The organism is Klebsiella sp. Q11 (assembly GCF_964241505.1).
Lineage (GTDB): Bacteria > Pseudomonadota > Gammaproteobacteria > Enterobacterales > Enterobacteriaceae > Klebsiella > Klebsiella michiganensis.
In genome coordinates this window covers 217,461-232,360 of the sequence record NZ_CAXSXW010000001.1, presented here as the reverse complement: position 1 = coordinate 232,360, position 14,900 = coordinate 217,461, and the positions used below count along the sequence as shown (strand labels likewise).

The window sequence follows — 14,900 nt, the reverse complement described above, 5'->3', positions numbered from 1 at the left end:
GAGGTCGCTATGAAACCCAATATTCATCCGCATTATCGTACGGTGGTTTTTCACGATACCAGCGCCAACGAATACTTCAAAGTCGGATCAACGATCCGTACCGAGCGCGAAATTGAGCTGGAAGGCGAGACGTATCCCTACGTAACGCTCGATGTCTCCTCCAAATCGCATCCGTATTACACCGGCAAACAGAAGGCCTTCAACAATGAAGGCAGCACCGCGCGTTTCCGCCAGCGCTTCGGCGGTTTTATTGATGCGAAAAGGAGTAAATAATGCAGGTACTCAACTCATTGCGTAGCGCGAAACAGCGCCACCCGGATTGCCAGATCGTCAAGCGTAAAGGGCGGCTGTACGTTATCTGCAAAAGTAATCCTCGCTTTAAGGCCGTCCAGGGGCGCAAGAAGAGACGTTAACGGAAGCTCTCCAGCGTTCGTAACTGCCGGTCGTCGGCGCTAAAGTTGTCGGCGGCCAGCCACTGCCGCATTGCCTTGTCAATATGCGGCCACTCGGAATCGATAATCGAAAACCAGTCGGTATCGCGGTTGTGGCCCTTTATCACCAGCGCCTGACGAAAACGCCCCTCATACTGAAATCCCAGCCGCAGCGCCGCCCGGCGTGAAGGCTCGTTCAAACTGTTGCATTTCCACTCGTAGCGACGATAGCCGAGCGTTGCAAAAATATAATGCATCAGCAGCCATTGGGCCTCGGTGGCCATCGCCGTCCGGCTTAGTAAAGGCGAGAAGTGAACGTGGCCGACTTCAACAACGCCATTTTTAGCATCGATTCTCATCAGCGCCAGTGAGCCAACAGGCTGGTCTGTCCGTTGATCTATCACGGCAAAGTGGATGGGATCGGCCTGCCCGGAAACGTGCTCTATCCACGCGCGGTATTCCTCTACGCTGTTATCCGGCTCACGCAGCAGCCACGTCCAGCTTCGGGTGTCCGGGGCCAGCCGATGGGCGTCAAACAACGCACCGGCGTGCGTGGAGCGCAATGGCTCAAGCCGGCAAAGGCGGCCCTGCAGATTCAACCTTTCAGGATGCGGACGGGGCTGCCAGTCGGGCAGGGCTGCGCCAACGGGTTGATCGAATTGATTAAGATGGCTCATGAGGTTTTCCTTTGGCAGGTGAATGCTGCGAGATTAGGCGCTTGTTGGTTCCATAAAAAGAGCCACAGGAGTATGTTTTTATGGTGCCACGAGGAGCGATGATGAATATTCCGGATGATGCTTTTTTTGCTTTACTGGAGCAGGCCCTGCGCGGCAGGGGAGGTGGAACCCTGCAGCGTACGCTCTATCAGACACTACGCGAGGCGATTTTGCAGGGGGCGCTGGCAGGTGATAGCCGTTTACCCGGCTCGCGCGCCATGGCCCAGCGTCTGGGACTGTCGCGCAACACCGTCAACGGCGCGCTGGAGCAGCTGGCGATAGAGGGGTATTTATTACGTAGCCGCCAGGGGACGTCCGTCGTGCCTTTAGGAGCTCAGGGAGAGGGGGACGTTGAGGCGCGCCATATTGTACTCCCTGAATACTTACAGGGATTACCGGCGGCAATCCATCGTGATTCACCCTCGCTGCTCTTTACGCCGGGAATGCCTGCGGTTAACTACTTTCCGCTTTCCATCTGGCGCCGGCTCCTGGATCGCGTACTGCGTGAAGAGGGAAGCGCATTATTGGGCTACGGCGATGCGCAGGGAGAGCTCGTACTGCGCAAAGCCATTGCCCGCCACCTTGCGCTCTCGCGGGGGATCCGCTGTGAAGCCAGCCAGATTGTGATTACGGAAGGTGCGCTGGAAGGCGTCGATTTATGCACGCATTTGCTGAGCGTCGCTGGCGATACGGCCTGGGTAGAAGAACCCGGCTATCCGGGAGCAAAAAGCATCTTTCTCAAATCCGGACTTCATATAGAGGGCGTGCCGGTTGATCATGAAGGGATGCGTTTTGATAGTCATAATGATAGTGAAGCGCCGCGATTGATCTTTACTTCACCTTCCCATCAATACCCCTGCGGGGCAGTGATGAGCGCCGGGAGGCGACTGGCGCTACTGGAGTATGCCCGCCGGCATGATTCTTGGATTATTGAAGATGATTACGACAGCGAGTTTCGCTACAGCGGTGAGCCTATTCCGGCCATGCTGGGGATGGCCAGGCAGGCGCCGGTGGTTTATCTGGGGACATTCAGCAAAACGCTATTTCCGTCGCTGCGCATTGGCTTTATGGTGATGCCTCCCGCGCTGGCGGAGGCCGCACGTGGCGCCATTGGTTCGCTATTACGCGGCGGCCATCGGGCCGAACAGAGGGCGCTGGCGTTGTTCATTGAGGAGGGGCACTACGCACGTCATTTAGCCGCCATGCGCCGTTTATACCGCAAACGTCAGCAGCAGCTGCGGGAGATTCTGGCTCAAGAGCTCAGGCATCCTTATGAACTGTTTGGCGGCGAGGGGGGCCTGCACCTGACCGTCGCTATCGACAACGTGGATGACCTGGCGATTGTGCAGCAGGCCCGGCGGTTTCAGCTGGCACCCGGGGCGTTAAGCCGTTTTTACCTCGATGTAAAAACGGCGCGAAGCGGCTTTGTTCTGGGCTACGGTAATACGTCCGCCTCGCATTTTATGGCTGCGGTACGGACGCTGAACCGTCTTATTGCGCTGGACCGACGCGGGTAAGAGAAAACACATCGTAAAAGGAGAGTTCGCCTTTGGTGGCGATCATTTTTTGTAGCTGAGCCTTTTGTTCGCCGCCGACGCGTGGCGATTGCAGGATGCGTTCAAGCAGCTGCTCAGGGACAAATCGGGTGTTGTACCACTCACCGTTGTAGCACACGCGGAAATCAAGAACGTCAATATCTTCATAACGGTAGCGCGGATAGACGTCGAAGAAGAAGAAACCGTTTAGCAGAACAAATAAGACAATTAACAGCCAGACAGAATCTACCAGCGTTTCGGAACGTAGCATCACAATAAGCGTGGCCAGGAAAGCCGCGTACATGGCGACAAAAAGCCATGGATGGTTGCGAATAAAGCTAATGCTAAAGCGCGGACGGTTGTCGCGCTTCTCTTTCACATTAAGCTCATCAATGGTGCTCTTCAGCAGCAGCTGTATTTCTGTCATCTTATTCCCCAAATTCTGCCATGAGCCCGTATCCAGGCGTGACAAACCGGGCTCAGCCTGAAGGCTATTTTATGTTGCGTAAATCCATGGGGAAAGTAACAGATTGGTTGCAGAAAAGCATAACAGTTACCGTTTTTCGCTCTCCAGCATTTTAATTACCCGTGCCGGGTTTCCGCCGACGACGGCGTTGGCCGGCACATTTTTTACTACGACGGCCCCCGACGCCACCACGGCATTATCGCCGATAGTGACGCCTGGATTAATCACTGCCCGGCCGCCAATCCACACATTATGGCCAATGATGACGGGTTTTCCGTACTCTTGACCACTATTGCGGTCGACAGGGTCAAGGGGATGCGTAGCGGTATAAATATGCACGCCCGGCGCCAGCATGCAGTTATCGCCAATATGAATTGGACAGACGTCAAGCATGACGCAATCAAAGTTAGCGTAGAAATTTTTGCCGAGGAAGATATTGTAGCCATAGTCACAGCGAAATGTGGGTTCGATATACGCGTCACTCGCGTGCCCAAGCAGTTCAGAAAGTAATGCGTTTCTTAATTCACGTTCTTCAGGCGCCGAATGATTGTAGCGGTGCAGCAGTTGTCTGGCCCGCAGACGATCGGCTTTCAACGTGGCGTCACCTGCCAGATACAGTTCGCCGGCAATCATTTTTTGTTTCTCTTCACTCATGGAGGCTTTCCTTATTTCCTTATCGTTAGGCCGCCATAGTATAAAAAAGAAACCGGTTTCATATTCACATTGAGACAACATCTGTGAGCACTGTCACACTTATTATCATCACGAGAGAGGGGCGTTTTCGGCACGAGGTGTATGACTTTCATTTGAAATAAACTAGCGGATAAATTTCCAGACTGAAGGGGGGATCTTGTCATACAGTTTATTCATCGTCAGCTCAGCAAGACGATGGTCGGCCGCTGAGTAAAATACCGCCAGTTCATTATCGGAAAGTTCATATTTATTTTTTTCAATTACGCGCTCCAGCGTATCAATTGTCTGACAGCGTCGTAAACGCATCAAATAGTCTATTTTGGTTAATGTTTTATCAGACATAAATTCACCTTTTGATTGTAATAATACTAACACGAAAGACTGGCCGGGTTTTCCCGACTGGCGTTGACAAAACAGCGGAATAACCGATTGCCAGATTTACGCCATTTCTGCAGATCTGCGCTGTTAATGCCGTAGTTGCTGAACAAGACGAAAGTGTCATCCAGATATTCATCAATCTGGGTAATCAGCTTATTATCCTCTGCGTACTTAATTTTATAATTAAGTGCGAACGCAGCAATGTGCTCGATCAATTCATTAAGTTGAAGATTGACAGCCGAGGTCGGGTCATTAACCCAGCCGTGGTTGCTCTCTTCCAGGTTTGCAAGACAGTCATGATACAGGGTTTCGCAGAGAAATTTAAGCTGCGCAATATCATGTCTTTTTGGCGAGTATTCGTCCATAACGCATCCCCTTTTGAGTGGTTTAAACGACGATTATCGACACCGTTGTGGGATGAACACGACTAACAGACCTGACACATACATTGTAATCTTGCTGTTTAACTATAATCCACTCTTAAAAAGATTTCATCGTGCTATTACGAAAAATTACAATTATCAGCGTCCTTTTATCTTCAATGCCTCGGACTTTATTATATCGTGCCGTTACCCCGTTCGGAAAAAACGAATACTGACCTTATATTTCATCAGGTTAGCCGACGCGTTTAGCCGTTATAGAGAGACAACCATACACAAAATCAGTGATTAAGAATATTCTGAGTTAGGGGCGCAGGAAAGAAAATTGTGGAAAAAAAATGGAGATAAGCACCGCGACTCATCATTAAATATTATATCTCAGCTTATAAATTAGACAATAACAATCCGTGCGTTTTAACGAGGAACAAAAGAAAAGGGCCGCAAATGCGGCCCTGAGAGGAGAGATTAATGATGCTCAACCGGATGGCTGTGCTCAATATCCTCATTTTTCTTACTAAAGCGGCGGCGAACCACCACGAAGAACACCGGCACGAAGAAAATCGCCAGCACCGTCGCGGTCACCATCCCACCCATTACGCCAGTACCGACGGCGTTCTGCGCACCGGAGCCTGCGCCGGAGCTGATAACCAGCGGCATGACCCCAAGGATGAACGCCAGTGAGGTCATCAGAATCGGACGCAGACGCATACGAACGGCTTCCAGCGTGGCTTCGATCAGGCCTTTGCCCTCTTTATCCATCAGGTCCTTGGCGAATTCAACGATAAGTATCGCGTTCTTCGCCGACAGGCCGATGGTGGTCAGCAGACCAACCTGGAAGTAGACGTCGTTGGTTAAACCACGGAAGGTAGCCGCCAGCAGCGCACCCACAACCCCCAGCGGAACAACCAGCATGACCGAGAACGGAATCGACCAGCTTTCATACAGCGCCGCCAGGCACAGGAAGACGACAATCAGCGAGATAGCGTACAGCGCTGGTGCCTGGTTGCCTGACAACCGTTCCTGATAAGACATACCGGTCCAGTCATAGCCAATACCCGCAGGCAGTTTACCCGCCAGCTCTTCCATCAGGTTCATCGCTTCACCGGTACTTTTGCCCGGTGTCGCCTGGCCGAGGATTTCCATTGATGGCAAACCGTTGTAACGCTCCAGACGCGGCGAGCCGTATTCCCAGCGTGAAGTCGAGAAGGCGGAGAAGGGCACCATCTGTCCATCGCTGCCGCGTACGTACCAGTTGCCGATATCTTCCGGCAGCATACGGTATTTCGCTTCAGACATGATATACACTTTCTTCACGCGACCGCGGTCAATGAAGTCGTTGACGTAGCTACCACCCCATGCTGCGCCAAGCGTCGTGTTAATGTCGCTGATAGACACGCCGAGAGCCTGCGCTTTTTCCTGATCGATATCCACTTTGAACTGCGGAGTATCTTCCAGTCCGTTTGGACGCACGCCGGTTAAGACGTCAGGATGCTGCGCGACCATACCAAAGAGCTGGTTACGTGCCTGGGTCAGTTTTTCATGGCCCAGTCCCGCCTGGTCGATCAGCTGGAAGTCAAAGCCCGTTGCGGTACCCAGTTCAACAATTGCCGGCAGGTTAAAGGCAAAGACCATTGCGTCTTTAATCTGCGAGAAATACCCCATTGCGCGACCGGTAATCGCCTCAACTTTGTTCTCTTCGCCCGGACGCTGGCTCCAGTCCTTCAGAGAAACGAACGCGATACCGGTGTTTTGCCCACGACCCGCGAAACCAAAGCCGTTTACGGCGAATACCGATTCAACGTTGTTTTTCTCTTTGGTGAGATAGTAGTCGGTCATCTCATCCAGAACTTTCTGGGTACGCTCCTGAGTTGCGCCAGCAGGCAGCTGCGCCATGCTCAGGAAGACGCCCTGGTCTTCGTCCGGCAGGAACGAACTTGGCAGACGAACGAACAGCCAGGCCATGCCGACAACGATGATCAGGTACAGCACCAGATAACGGCCGGTACTGCGCAGGATATTGCCTACGCTATCGGTGTAGTGATGCGTGCTCTTATCGAACATGCGGTTAAACCAACCGAAGAAGCCGGTGGTGGCGCCATGGCTGCCTTTCTGGATGGGTTTCAGCATCGTGGCGCAGAGCGCCGGGGTCAGAATCAGTGCCACCAGTACCGACAGCGCCATCGCGGAAACGATAGTGATCGAGAACTGACGGTAAATCGCACCGGTAGAACCGCCGAAGAAGGCCATCGGGATAAATACCGCGGAAAGCACCATCGCGATACCCACCAGCGCGCCCTGAATCTGGCCCATTGATTTACGCGTGGCTTCCTTCGGCGGTAGCCCTTCTTCGGCCATTACACGCTCGACGTTTTCTACCACCACGATGGCGTCATCCACGAGCAGGCCTATGGCGAGCACCATACCAAACATGGTGAGGGTGTTTATCGAGAAGCCGAACAGCGCGAGGATAGCGAACGTCCCCAGCAGTACGACCGGCACGGCGATAGTCGGAATCAGCGTTGCGCGGAAGTTCTGCAGGAACAGGTACATCACCAGGAACACCAGAATGATGGCTTCAACCAGCGTTTTCACCACTTCGTGAATGGAGATCTGCACGAAGGGGGTGGTGTCATACGGGTAAACAATCTTCAGGCCTGACGGGAAGAAAGGTTCCATTTTCTTCAGTTCGGCACGAATGGCGTTGGCGGTATCCAGCGCGTTCGCGCCGGTCGCGAGCTTAATACCCAGACCGGACGCGGGCTGACCGTTAAACTTCGCAACGACGTCGTAGCTTTCGCCACCCAGCTCAATCTTCGCGACATCGCGCAGACGCACCTGGGAACCATCCTGGTTAACCTTCAGCAGAATGTTGCCGAACTCTTCAGTATTGGTCAGACGGGTCTGCGCCACGATGGAGGCGTTCAGCTGCTGACCTTTCACCGGTGGAGTACCGCCTAACTGTCCTGCTGCAACCTGGGCGTTCTGCGCTTTCAGGGCGCTGATCACGTCAACCGGCGTCAGCTGGAAGTTATTAAGCTTGTTCGGATCCATCCAGATACGCATCGCGTACTGGGAACCGAACAGCTGTACGTCACCGACGCCGCTGGTACGGCTAATCGAATCCTTCATGTTGGCGGCAACATAGTCAGAAATGTCATCCTGATTCATGGTGCCGTTGGTATTGATAACGCCGACAACCATCAGGAAGCTGCTGGATGCCTTTTCAACGCTAATACCCTGCTGCTGAACTTCTTGCGGCAGCAGCGGCGTTGCCAGCGCCAGCTTGTTCTGTACCTGTACCTGGGCGATATCCGGATCGGTACCGGATTCAAAGGTGAGGGTGATGGTTGCTGTACCGGTGGAGTCGCCATTTGAAGACATGTACATCAGGTGATCGATACCGTTCATGTTCTGTTCGATAACCTGGGTCACGGTGTTCTGCACGGTTTCAGCATCGGCACCGGGGTACATGGCTGTAATGGAAATTGCCGGCGGCGCAATCGTCGGATATTGCGCTATCGGCAACTTGAGGATCGATAACCCCCCAGCCAGCATGATGATAATGGCGATCACCCACGCAAATATGGGGCGATCGATAAAGAAATTAGGCATGTCTTAACGGCTCCTGTTTAAGTTAAGACTTAGGTTGTTCTGACTGAGCGTTGCCTGCGGCTTGCTGTTTATCGTCAGAAACGACTTCCTGCGCTTTAACCTGCACGCCAGGTCTGACTTTTTGCAGACCGGTGATGATGACGCGATCGCCCGTTTTCAGCCCTTCGGTGACCAGCCATTTATCACCAATAGCCTGAGTGGCGGTAATCTGGCGAACTTCGACTTTATCACCTTCGCCGACGACCATCGCGCTGGCATCGCCGCGCGGGGTGCGGGTTACGCCCTGCTGAGGAACCAGCAGCGCATCCGGGTTGACGCCTTCTTCCAGACGCGCGCGGACGAACATCCCCGGCAGCAGAGTGTGATCCGGGTTCGGGAAAATGGCGCGCAGCGTGATAGAACCGGTGGTCTGATCAACGGTGACGTCAGAAAACTCCAGCGTACCGTTCTGCGGGTATTTCAGACCGTCGTTCGTCACCAGCTCAACCTTCGCTTTGCCGTTTTCCTGCTGCAGCTTGCCGTTGGCCAGCTCTTGTTTCAGACGCAGGAAATCGTTGCTCGATTGCGTCACGTCAACATAGATAGGATCCAGCTGTTGCACGGTCGCCAGGGCGGTGGTTTGGCCGTTTTGCACCAGAGCACCTTCCGTGACTGCGGATTTACCAATGCGGCCTGAGATTGGCGAGGTGACTTTGGTGTAGGCCAGATTAATGCGCGCGGTTTCAACCGCTGCTTTGGCGGCAACCACGGCGGCGTTGCTCTGTTGCGCGGTCGCGACGGCAGTATCGTAATCCTGTTGACTGATGTACTTAGTGCCTAACAGTTTCTGATAACGTTTAACCGTCAGCTGATCCATATTTGCCGCGGCCTGCGCTTTGGCTAAATCGCCTTTCGCGCTTTCATAAGTGGCCTGATAGGTCGCCGGATCGATTTGATAAAGAGACACCCCTGCCTGGATATCGCTCCCTTCGGTGAAGTTACGTTTAAGAATAATGCCACTGACCTGAGGACGAACTTCCGCAACGCGATAGGCGCTGGTACGGCCTGGCAGTTCGGTAGTAATTTGTAGAGGAGCGGATTTGAGCGTCACAATACCGACTTCCGGCATTTGTTGGGCTCCTTGCTGAGCCGGTTTGTCGTCACATCCTGTTAGCGCTAAGCTGCCTGAGAGCATCAGAACGACCGCCAGAGGCGTTAACCCTCTGTTTTTGTTCATATGTAAACCTCGAGTGTCCAATTTCAAATTGTTCAGTGGCTCAATCGACCACAAACCCACTGCTGTGTTTCTATTATGGTCATGCTATGGTACATACATTCACAAATGTATGTAAACGTAACCTCTGTAAACTCATCGACCTATGGCACGAAAAACCAAACAACAGGCGCTTGAGACCCGGCAACATATTCTGGATGTTGCTCTGCGTCTGTTTTCGCAGCAAGGCGTATCATCCACCTCGCTGGCCGCAATTGCAAAAGAGGCCGGTGTGACGAGGGGCGCTATCTATTGGCATTTCAAAAATAAATCAGATTTATTTAATGAAATATGGGTGCTTTCAGAAGCCAACATCAACGATCTCGAAGTTGAGTATCGGGCAAAATTCCCCAACGATCCACTGTCAGTTGTCAGAGAGATCTTAGTGTATATCCTTGAAGCAACGGTGACAGAAAAACGCAGGCGCTTGATGATGGAAATCATTTTCCATAAATGCGAGTTCGTCGGAGAGATGGTCACGCTGCAAGAAGCGCAGCGAAGTTTATGCCTTGAGAGCTACGATCGTATCGAGCAGACATTAAACGAGTGCATTGCGGCGAAGATGCTGCCCGCCAATTTACTCACCCGGCGGGCGGCGATTTTAATGCGCAGCTATCTTTCTGGCCTGATGGAGAACTGGCTGCTGGCGCCCAACGCTTTCGATCTGCAGCATGAAGCGCGGGCATATGTCGAAACGCTGCTTGAAATGTATCAATTATGCCCCTCCTTGCGCAGTTCTGAAGGCGCGGAAGCTTAAGTATCCTCGCGGACAAAAGGGGTATTTTTCCTGCTGTCCGCCGCTATTCGCGCGATAACAGAAGTGCTATTCTTCGCGCTGCGACGATCCCCGGTATTCTCCGGCTTTTGCAATCACTCATGTTAACACTATGCTGCATACTATCCGTTGGCGAAACGCCATATCCGCTTTTGTTCTTACCCTGATGTTTTTTATCGGCTGTATTAGCGTTAACACGGCGCTGGCGGCTGACTTACCCGAACGCTCCGAGGTGCAAAGCCAGCTTACGACGCTGAATAAGCAAAAAGAGCTGACTCCGCAGGACAAGCTGGTTCAGCAGGACCTGACCCAGACCCTGGAAACCCTCGATAAAATCGAACGCATTAAGTCGGAAACGACGCAGCTGCGTCAGCAGGTGGCTCAGGCGCCAGCGAAAATGAATCAGGCTATCGATAGCCTCAACGCGCTAAGCGATGTTCCCGATGATGAGGCGACGCGTAAAACGTTGAGCACGTTATCGCTACGTCAGCTGGAATCACGCGTCTCTCAGACGCTGGACGATTTGCAAAACGCGCAGAACGATCTGGCAACCTATAACAGCCAGTTAGTCTCCCTACAAACCCAGCCGGAACGTGTGCAGAATGCGATGTACTCCGCTTCGCAGCAGCTGCAGCAGATCCGTAACCGCCTGAATGGCACCTCGACGGGCGAGGAGACGCTGCGTCCTACCCAGCAGAGTTTGCTGCTGGCTCAGCAGGCTCTGCTGAATGCGCAGATAGACCAGCAGCGCAAAAGCCTGGAAGGTAACACGGTCCTGCAGGATACCCTGCAAAAGCAGCGTGATTACATCACCGCCTACAGCAACCGTCTTGAACACCAGCTTCAGTTATTGCAGGAAGCGGTGAATAGCAAGCGCCTGACGCTGACGGAAAAGACGGCTCAGGAAGCGGTTTCCCCGGACGAAACGGCGCGTATTCAGGCAAACCCGCTGGTGAAGCAGGAGCTGGAGATTAACCACCAGCTTAGCGAAAGACTGATTTCGGCGACGGAAAATGGTAATCAGCTGGTTCAGCGCAACATCAAAGTGAAGACCTGGCTCGATCGCGCTTTGCAATCCGAGCGTGACATAAAAGAGCAGATTTCCGTGCTGAAAGGCAGCCTGCTGCTGTCGCGTATCCTTTATCAGCAGCAGCAAACGCTGCCCTCTGCGGAGGAGCTGAGCGATATGACGAACCGCATCGCCGACCTGCGCCTCGAACAGTTTGAGGTTAACCAGCAGCGCGATGCGTTGTTCCAGAGCGATGCGTACGTCGCGAAGCTGGAGGAAGGGCACAGCAGCGATGTCAATGCCGAAGTGCATAGCGCGCTTCTCGAAATCGTTGATATGCGCCGGGAGCTGCTCGATCAGTTCAACAAACAGCTGGGTAACCAGCTGATGATGGCCATTAACCTGCAGATCAATCAGCAGCAGTTAATGAGCGTGTCGACCAACCTGAAAGCCATTCTGACGCAGCAGATTTTTTGGGTAAACAGTAACCGTCCGATGGACTGGGAGTGGGTTAAAGCCTTCCCGGAAGCGCTGAAAGGGCAGTTTAAGGCGATGAAAATCACCGTAAACTGGGAAAAAGCCTGGCCTGCGGTATTTATCGCTTTCCTTGCCGGCCTGCCGTTGCTGCTGATTGCCGGTCTGATTCGCTGGCGCCTTAACTGGCTGAAAGCGTATCAGGCGAAGCTGGCTTCACAGGTGGGGCAACTGCGCAATGACACTCAGCTTCATACGCCGAAAGCGATTCTTATCGATCTGATCCGCGCGCTGCCTGTGGTGCTGGTGATTCTGGCCATTGGCCTGATTCTGCTGACCATGCAGCTGAATATCAGCGATTTGCTGTGGGCCTATAGTAAGAAGCTGGCGCTGTTCTGGCTGGTGTTTGGCCTGTGCTGGAAGGTGCTGGAAAAAGACGGCGTGGCGGTGCGCCACTTTAATATGCCGTCGCAGTTGACCAGCCACTGGCGGCGGCAGATTGTCCGCGTCAGCCTTGCGCTGCTGCCGCTCAATTTCTGGTCGGTGATGTCGGAGCTGTCGCCGCTGCACCTGATGGATGACGTGCTCGGGCAGTTTGTTATTTTCCTCAACCTGCTGCTGATTGCGGTGCTTGTTTTGCCGATGTGCCGCGAGAGCTGGCGTGATAAAGAGTCCCACAGCCTGCGCCTTATCACCGTCACCGTGCTATCGATTGTGCCCATCGCCCTGATGGTGCTGACGGCAACCGGCTACTTCTACACGACGCTGCGTCTGGCCGGCCGCTGGATTGAAACCGTTTACCTGGTGATGCTGTGGAACCTGCTGTACCAGACCGTTCTGCGCGGCCTGAGTGTGGCCGCCCGGCGTATTGCCTGGCGCCGTGCGCTGGCGCGTCGTCAGCATCTGGTTAAAGAGGGCGCTGAAGGGGCCGAACCCCAGGAAGAGCCGACGATTGCCCTGGAGCAGGTTAACCAGCAAACGCTGCGTATTACGATGCTGGTGATGATTGCGCTGTTTGCCGTGCTGTTCTGGGCGATTTGGTCCGATCTGATCACCGTGTTCGCCTATCTCGACAGTATTACGCTGTGGCATTACAACGGTACGGAAGCCGGCGTCAGCGCCGTGAAAAGCGTCACCATGGGCAGCCTGCTGTTCGCGATTGTCGCGTCGATGGTCGCCTGGGCGTTAATCCGCAACCTGCCGGGCCTGCTGGAAGTGCTGGTGCTATCGAGACTCAATATGCGCCAGGGGGCGTCGTATGCAATTACGACCATCCTTAATTACGCCATTATTGTTATTGGCGCGATGACGGTATTTGGCTCATTGGGCGTTTCGTGGGACAAACTTCAGTGGCTGGCGGCCGCCCTGTCGGTTGGTTTAGGGTTTGGCTTACAGGAAATCTTCGGTAACTTTGTTTCCGGTCTGATTATTCTCTTTGAGCGCCCGGTGCGTATTGGCGATACGGTGACCATTGGTACCTTCTCCGGTACCGTCAGCAAAATCCGCATTCGCGCCACGACGATCACCGATTTTGACCGTAAAGAGGTCATTATCCCGAACAAGGCCTTCGTGACGGAACGCTTGATCAACTGGTCGCTCTCCGACACCGTCACCCGCGTGGTCATCCGCCTTGGCGTGGCCTATGGTTCCGACCTGGATAAGGTTAAAGAAGTGCTGCTCCAGGCCGCGCATGAGCATCCGAAAGTGATGCAAGAGCCCGCGCCCTCGGTCTTCTTTACCACCTTCGGCGCCAGCACGCTCGATCATGAACTGCGCCTGTACGTGCGTGAACTTCGCGATCGCAGCTATGCGGTGGATGAGCTTAACCGCGCTATCGATCGTTTGTGCCGCGAGAACAATATTGACATCGCCTTTAACCAGCTGGAGGTGCATCTGCGCAATGAGAAGGGCGATGAAGTGACAGAGGTGAAGCGGGATAAGGGCGACGATGCCTCCCCGGCGATAAGCTAAGCATAACGGGGCGGTGGGTATCCGCCCCGCAGATGTTAATGGCTGAGCGAGGAGAGTTCTTCCTGGCTCAGACCGGTCAGTTCCATCACCATCTTCGGCTCCAGCCCGCAGGCGAGCATTTTCAGGGCAATGCTGCGCGAGATTTCTCTACGGCCTTCCTGCAAACCTTCCTGTCTGCCTTCTTTTCTACCTTTTTTACGGCCTTTCTCTTCCAGCCATTCGGCAATTGTCATCAGTAGCTCCTTGTGCCTGGGCGACTGCTTCGCCAGCTCGCGAATCAGGGGCCCGGGTTTTTCCGTGGTTCCCGCCTGCAGCATATAGCTGATGAGGGTATTGATCTGGTTTTCCGTCAGATATCCTTGCGCCAGCAGCGTAATCAGCATCGGTTGCAGTTCGGCCAGATCGCGCTGGCGGATATGCTTTTGCAACAGTTCCAGCATCGCCATACGCTGGTGGCGGAGGATATGATTATCTGGCATAACGGTCAGGTCCACCAGCGGAAAATCTCCGCCGTACAGCGCGCCGGCAAGCTCAGGATGGTCAAAAAGCTGGAGCCAGTTGAGCGTATGTGGCCAGGGGCTGACGGTGCCGTGATAAAACAGAATCGGGACCACCAGCGGCAGCGTATTGTGGCCGGCATCCAGGTGGCGCTGCATGGCGGCCAGCGTATAGCGCATCAGGCGAAAAGCCATCAGCTTATCCGGCGAGCTTTGATGTTCAATCAGCGCGTAGATATATCCCGCGCCGTGCTGCGTTTGTAGGGAGTAGAGAATGTCGGAGTAGCTGGATCGCAGGTCTTCCTCGATAAAGCTGCCGGAAGCCAGCTGCAGCGTATTGAGATCGCAGATACTTAAAAACTGCGCGGGAAGATAAAGCTGTAAAAAATCGCGAGCGACCTCTTTCTGGGCCAGCATTTGACGAAAAATAGCATCGTGCGGCGTACGTGAGAATCTTTCCATGAGCATCTATCCGTTGTGGTAAGGGGCAGGCGACAACTCTGCCACCCCCAAAGATCCGCCAACAGACTACTCCTGTGCGTTTTGCGAGGCCTCTTCCGCACTTTTTACTTTGTTTTCATAGTCTCGACGGATAATTTCCAGCGCAGCTAGCACGGTTTGCGCAGGAACTTTATTCTCCTCAAGCAGCATAATTAAATCGACGGCCAGCTTGACCTCGTCAGGGGCATTTTCCAGCGACATACTTCTTCC

General features: G+C 53.7%; 15 protein-coding genes. 6 read left to right on the top strand and 9 right to left on the bottom strand.

Going from position 1 to position 14,900, the window contains the following annotated elements; translation table 11 throughout:
* Positions 1-9 precede the first annotated feature (9 nt).
* Positions 10-273 (top strand): type B 50S ribosomal protein L31, encoded by a 264-nt coding sequence (locus ACESQ2_RS01030; RefSeq protein WP_004848323.1) that lies wholly within the window; start codon positions 10-12, stop codon positions 271-273.
* A complete protein-coding gene (ykgO, locus tag ACESQ2_RS01025) occupies positions 273-413 on the top strand; it encodes a type B 50S ribosomal protein L36 (RefSeq protein ID WP_003859006.1) in 141 nt (46 codons plus the stop codon). The genes ACESQ2_RS01030 and ykgO overlap by 1 nt, the downstream gene beginning before the upstream one ends.
* On the opposite strand, the gene ACESQ2_RS01020 is transcribed toward ykgO, so the two are convergent.
* Positions 410-1,108, bottom strand: coding sequence for a GNAT family N-acetyltransferase (locus tag ACESQ2_RS01020; RefSeq protein ID WP_046876980.1), 699 nt, complete (start codon positions 1,106-1,108; stop codon positions 410-412). The genes ykgO and ACESQ2_RS01020 overlap by 4 nt on opposite strands.
* Before the next feature lie 101 nt (positions 1,109-1,209).
* Between ACESQ2_RS01020 and ACESQ2_RS01015 the strand changes: the two genes are divergently transcribed.
* The gene (locus tag ACESQ2_RS01015) at positions 1,210-2,664 is read left to right on the top strand and encodes a PLP-dependent aminotransferase family protein (protein WP_373170132.1); all 1,455 of its coding nucleotides are present in this window, start codon (positions 1,210-1,212) and stop codon (positions 2,662-2,664) included.
* Here the strand turns inward: ACESQ2_RS01015 and ACESQ2_RS01010 are convergent.
* Complete coding sequence (locus tag ACESQ2_RS01010; protein WP_014228205.1) at positions 2,639-3,109, bottom strand: YlaC family protein; 471 nt, start codon at positions 3,107-3,109, stop codon at positions 2,639-2,641. The genes ACESQ2_RS01015 and ACESQ2_RS01010 overlap by 26 nt on opposite strands.
* Before the next feature lie 20 nt (positions 3,110-3,129).
* Here ACESQ2_RS01010 and ACESQ2_RS01005 point away from each other — a divergent pair, with 20 nt between their 5' ends.
* A complete protein-coding gene (locus ACESQ2_RS01005) occupies positions 3,130-3,264 on the top strand; it encodes a hypothetical protein (RefSeq protein ID WP_223226764.1) in 135 nt (44 codons plus the stop codon).
* Here ACESQ2_RS01005 and maa read toward each other — a convergent pair.
* From maa to acrA, 5 genes are all read right to left on the bottom strand, one after another.
* Positions 3,236-3,802 (bottom strand): maltose O-acetyltransferase, encoded by a 567-nt coding sequence (gene maa, locus ACESQ2_RS01000; protein ID WP_373170101.1) that lies wholly within the window; start codon positions 3,800-3,802, stop codon positions 3,236-3,238. The genes ACESQ2_RS01005 and maa overlap by 29 nt on opposite strands.
* Before the next feature lie 162 nt (positions 3,803-3,964).
* Positions 3,965-4,183 carry an HHA domain-containing protein gene (locus tag ACESQ2_RS00995; protein ID WP_004099646.1) on the bottom strand — a complete coding sequence of 73 codons (219 nt, stop codon included), beginning with the start codon at positions 4,181-4,183 and terminating at the stop codon, positions 3,965-3,967.
* Between the two features lie 26 nt (positions 4,184-4,209).
* Entirely contained in the window at positions 4,210-4,584 is a 375-nt protein-coding gene (gene tomB / locus ACESQ2_RS00990; protein ID WP_004129911.1) for an Hha toxicity modulator TomB, read from the bottom strand.
* Positions 4,585-5,064: 480 nt separating this feature from the next.
* A complete protein-coding gene (gene acrB, locus ACESQ2_RS00985; protein ID WP_014228207.1) occupies positions 5,065-8,211 on the bottom strand; it encodes a multidrug efflux RND transporter permease subunit AcrB in 3,147 nt (1,048 codons plus the stop codon).
* Between the two features lie 22 nt (positions 8,212-8,233).
* Complete coding sequence (gene acrA, locus ACESQ2_RS00980; RefSeq protein WP_004136054.1) at positions 8,234-9,427, bottom strand: multidrug efflux RND transporter periplasmic adaptor subunit AcrA; 1,194 nt, start codon at positions 9,425-9,427, stop codon at positions 8,234-8,236.
* 142 nt (positions 9,428-9,569) lie between these two features.
* Here acrA and acrR point away from each other — a divergent pair, with 142 nt between their 5' ends.
* Both acrR and mscK read left to right on the top strand, forming a co-directional pair.
* A complete protein-coding gene (gene acrR / locus ACESQ2_RS00975; RefSeq protein WP_014228208.1) occupies positions 9,570-10,220 on the top strand; it encodes a multidrug efflux transporter transcriptional repressor AcrR in 651 nt (216 codons plus the stop codon).
* A 130-nt stretch (positions 10,221-10,350) separates the two neighbouring features.
* Positions 10,351-13,692, top strand: a complete 3,342-nt coding sequence (mscK, locus tag ACESQ2_RS00970) for a mechanosensitive channel MscK (protein WP_014228209.1) — start codon at positions 10,351-10,353, stop codon at positions 13,690-13,692.
* A gap of 35 nt (positions 13,693-13,727) precedes the next feature.
* On the opposite strand, the gene ACESQ2_RS00965 is transcribed toward mscK, so the two are convergent.
* Together ACESQ2_RS00965 and rsmS are read right to left on the bottom strand one after the other, a co-directional pair.
* Positions 13,728-14,651 (bottom strand): Rpn family recombination-promoting nuclease/putative transposase, encoded by a 924-nt coding sequence (locus tag ACESQ2_RS00965; RefSeq protein ID WP_064358000.1) that lies wholly within the window; start codon positions 14,649-14,651, stop codon positions 13,728-13,730.
* 66 nt (positions 14,652-14,717) lie between these two features.
* Entirely contained in the window at positions 14,718-14,891 is a 174-nt protein-coding gene (rsmS, locus tag ACESQ2_RS00960) for a pleiotropic regulatory protein RsmS (protein WP_014228211.1), read from the bottom strand.
* Positions 14,892-14,900 lie beyond the last annotated feature (9 nt).

Bases quoted from the DNA above. Each gene is read 5' to 3' on its own strand.
- ACESQ2_RS01005 (WP_223226764.1), top strand. From the start codon at position 3,130: ATGAGCCCGTATCCAGGCGTGACAAACCGGGCTCAGCCTGAAGGCTAT.
- ACESQ2_RS01015 (WP_373170132.1), top strand. From the start codon at position 1,210: ATGAATATTCCGGATGATGCTTTTTTTGCTTTACTGGAGCAGGCCCTG.
- mscK (WP_014228209.1), top strand. From the start codon at position 10,351: ATGCTGCATACTATCCGTTGGCGAAACGCCATATCCGCTTTTGTTCTT.
- ACESQ2_RS01030 (WP_004848323.1), top strand. From the start codon at position 10: ATGAAACCCAATATTCATCCGCATTATCGTACGGTGGTTTTTCACGAT.
- ACESQ2_RS00995 (WP_004099646.1), bottom strand. From the start codon at position 4,183: ATGTCTGATAAAACATTAACCAAAATAGACTATTTGATGCGTTTACGA.
- maa (WP_373170101.1), bottom strand. From the start codon at position 3,802: ATGAGTGAAGAGAAACAAAAAATGATTGCCGGCGAACTGTATCTGGCA.
- ACESQ2_RS01010 (WP_014228205.1), bottom strand. From the start codon at position 3,109: ATGACAGAAATACAGCTGCTGCTGAAGAGCACCATTGATGAGCTTAAT.
- tomB (WP_004129911.1), bottom strand. From the start codon at position 4,584: ATGGACGAATACTCGCCAAAAAGACATGATATTGCGCAGCTTAAATTT.
- acrA (WP_004136054.1), bottom strand. From the start codon at position 9,427: ATGAACAAAAACAGAGGGTTAACGCCTCTGGCGGTCGTTCTGATGCTC.
- ACESQ2_RS00965 (WP_064358000.1), bottom strand. From the start codon at position 14,651: ATGGAAAGATTCTCACGTACGCCGCACGATGCTATTTTTCGTCAAATG.
- acrR (WP_014228208.1), top strand. From the start codon at position 9,570: ATGGCACGAAAAACCAAACAACAGGCGCTTGAGACCCGGCAACATATT.
- acrB (WP_014228207.1), bottom strand. From the start codon at position 8,211: ATGCCTAATTTCTTTATCGATCGCCCCATATTTGCGTGGGTGATCGCC.
- ykgO (WP_003859006.1), top strand. From the start codon at position 273: ATGCAGGTACTCAACTCATTGCGTAGCGCGAAACAGCGCCACCCGGAT.
- ACESQ2_RS01020 (WP_046876980.1), bottom strand. From the start codon at position 1,108: ATGAGCCATCTTAATCAATTCGATCAACCCGTTGGCGCAGCCCTGCCC.
- rsmS (WP_014228211.1), bottom strand. From the start codon at position 14,891: ATGTCGCTGGAAAATGCCCCTGACGAGGTCAAGCTGGCCGTCGATTTA.